3 protein-coding genes are annotated in these 3,095 nt (G+C 44.5%); all 3 read right to left on the bottom strand.

What is annotated here, in order from left to right:
* Positions 1-258, bottom strand: a 258-nt coding sequence (locus FWE37_09470) for a DegT/DnrJ/EryC1/StrS family aminotransferase (protein ID MCL2521208.1), incomplete at its 3' end; no start/stop codon positions are given.
* A 2-nt stretch (positions 259-260) separates the two neighbouring features.
* On the bottom strand, positions 261-1,055 hold the full coding sequence (locus FWE37_09465) for a hypothetical protein (protein ID MCL2521207.1): 795 nt from the start codon (positions 1,053-1,055) through the stop codon (positions 261-263).
* A 90-nt stretch (positions 1,056-1,145) separates the two neighbouring features.
* Positions 1,146-2,795: a DNA repair protein RecN gene (gene recN, locus FWE37_09460; protein ID MCL2521206.1), complete on the bottom strand. Its 1,650-nt coding sequence runs from the start codon at positions 2,793-2,795 to the stop codon at positions 1,146-1,148.
* Between the last annotated feature and the right edge of the window lie 300 nt (positions 2,796-3,095).

Below are 3,095 nucleotides of genomic sequence, written 5' to 3'. Positions count from 1 at the left end.
CGAAGCCGTTGCTGTATAAGTGTAAGCCGGCACGATAACTTCATCGCCGGGGCCAATCCCTAAAAAGTGCAAAGCCAGCTCGAGCGCGGCAGTGGCGCTGTTAAGCACGATAGTACCGGCGGCGGCGGTATAGGCAGTTAAAATGGCCTCAAACTCGGCGCAAACCGGGCCGGTGGTAAGCCAGCCCGAGCGTAAAACCTTCGTAACGGCCTCTATATCGGCTTCGGTAATATCGGGCGGCGAAAAAGGCACAGTCATCGCTACTTTTCTCTCTTTTTTAAATCGCTTTCCAGTTTAATGGTCCATACTTCTATTTGTTTGGTAAGTTCGGCTACTAAGGCATTTTGGTTAAGCATAAGCGAAAAACGTTTTAAGGCCGAAAGATAATCGATGGCGCGCCTAAAATCGGCAATTTCAAAAGTGCCCGATAGCTCGTATTTGGTACGGTAACCGTTAGCCGCCTCCATCATTAACGTACGGTTAAGATTAACATATTGCTGGCGTTTGGCAAAATTATCGGCACGAGGGTCGAGTAAACCCAGTAAATTTTTTAAATCGAAGCTATTTTTAAAAAGAGTAACGATACGGCCTTTAAGCTCTACAAATATCCAGCGCAAGCGGCTATTTTCGCCGTAACAGCTGGCTAGGTAATCGCAAAAAAAGCCGGCGGTACAAATTAAATCGTACCTTTCAAATTCGTCAAAGTGTAACACTTGCTTTAGCGGCTGCTCGTAATCGCTAAAAGGTACATCTAGGTAACGTGTATAAATTTTTTCTAGAGTAATAATGGCATTGGTTAGGCCGCGCCGGGCATCAACAAGCGGGGCATCGTTTTTGCTGTTAATGTAATGCTGCGCCAGCCTGTAACTATTAAGATAACTGCTGGTAAGGGCAATATTTAACTTAACTATCTCAAAAAAGGTAAAAGCGCTTTCGTTATTTACCTCGCCGGGCATAACCAGCGCGTTAAGCTGGGTAGTTTCGGTTTTGATACGGTTTTTAAGAATTAAATTGTAGCTTTCATAAGCTTCGCGGCTATTAGCATTTTTTGTCATATTATTACCTAACTTCTTTAATTAAAAATTAAGAAGTAATAATTAAAAATTTGGCTGGTTAGTTTTTTAACTTTTACTTATTAATTTTTTTTATTCTTTTTCACTTAACATAGCTTCGGCGTGGGCTAAAGCTAGGCTATCGCTGGCGCCGGATAGCATACGGGCAATTTCTTTAATGCGCTCTGTTTTACTTATCGGTGTTACACTGGTAATAGTTGTATTTAAATAATTCTTTTTTTCAATTTTTAAGTGATGATTAGCCCCGGCCGCGATAGTAGCTAAGTGAGTAATAACTAAAACTTGTTTAGTTTTGGCTAGTTTTTGTAAATGGCCGGCCACCGCCCGTGCCGCCGTGCCGCCAATACCGGTATCAATTTCGTCAAAAATGAGGCAAGGCACATTTTCGTTTTTGGCCAGCACACTTTTAAGGGCCAGCAGTACCCGGCTGGCTTCCCCGCCGCTGGCAATGGCTTTAAGGGGTTTTAACCCGCTGCCGATGTTGGGGGCAAAACAAAACTCTACATCATCTAGGCCGGTGGCGGTAAGCATAAGCTCGCCGTTTTTCGTGCGCGGTTTTACCTCGATGACAAAGCGGCAGCCGGTCATCTCCAGCTCACGCAGGTTAGCTTCGGCTTCTTGCTGTAAATTGAGAGCAGTTTCCTTGCGTTTTTGCGAGATAATTTCGGCTTTTTCGAGTAATTCTTGCTCCAGCTTAGTAATTTTAGCGGTAAGGCCGGCTTCCAGTTCGGTATTATTTTCGAGGCGGTTTAACTTGGCCCGGCCTTCGGCGGCAAATTTAAGCAGGCTTTCCATCGTACCGCCATATTTTTTCTCCAGCCGTTGCATGGCTTGTAACCGGCTTTGCATGGCCTCCAGCTCGTCGGGGCTAAAGTTAAAACTATCTTTTAAAGCCAAAATAACGGCGGCGGCATCTTCCAGCTCTAGCAACGAGCTGCTAAAGCGGCTCCCGGCCTCGCCGGCCTCAAAATGGTCGAGCAAAGCGGCAGCCTCTTTGAGCTTAAATAAAGCCTCTGTCGTAAGTTCGTCAAAATGGTTAAGTTTAGTCAGTTCTTTTTCACGGCTGCTTAATCCTTTTAAATTATGGCTTAAGCTTTCGCGCTCGGCGCTGCTGGGGTTTACCTCTTCAATTTCGGCCAGAGCATAACTTAAAAACTCGCGCTCATTTTCGCTGCGGGTGCTTTCTTGCCGTAAGTTGGCCAGCTCTTCTTTAGTGGTTTTGGTTTGGGTATACAAATTTTGATACTCTGTTAGCAGTGAGGTTAGTCCTGCCGCACGGTCGAGTATTTTACGTTGGTTTTCTTTATTGTAAAGTGATTGGTGCTCGTGCTGGCCGTGCATATCAAACAATAGGCCGGCCAGTTCGGCCAGCTCTTCGCGGCTTACCATATTGCTGCCCACATAAATAACGCCGCGCCCGTTGCGCCGCACAATACGCCTAATGATAATAGCTCCGTCATCAAGGGCAATAGAGCGGCGGCTTAACCACAAAGCGGCTTCGCTGCCGGCCGCGAGCACAATAAGGCCGCTAACTTCGGCCTCATCGCTGCCCTGCCTAATAAAACCGGCATCGGCTCTTTCGCCCAAGAGTAAAGATAAAGCCCCGGCCAGTAAAGATTTGCCGGCCCCAGTTTCGCCCGTAAGCACGTTAAACCCATCATTAAAGGGGGCATTAATGTTATCGAGCAAGGCATAATTTTGTACGCAAAGTTCGTGCAGCATGTAACTTTTTCTCTTTTAGCCGTTACAGTATACCTTAATAGGCTGTAAATTACAATGAGCAAAGGAGCAATTATACAATAGATGGCTAGTTAAATCTAGCCTTTTCACTATATCAAACCAACCTTAAAAAATATCAAAAAAAATTAAACTTTCTCCTCAAGTGAAAAAACAGTAACTCGTAATTGAGTAGTGGTAACTGAAAAGTGAAAGATGAAAGATGAAAGATAAAAGATGAAAATTAAGAATTAAAAAGCTATCCACTTTCAGTTTTCACCTTTCAGTTATCAATTATTTACATTT

This window comes from Spirochaetaceae bacterium (assembly GCA_009784515.1).
In the GTDB taxonomy this organism is placed as follows: Bacteria; Spirochaetota; Spirochaetia; order WRBN01; family WRBN01; genus WRBN01.
The sequence above is the reverse complement of the archived record's forward strand: the minus strand, read 5'-3'. Positions and strand labels throughout refer to the sequence as shown.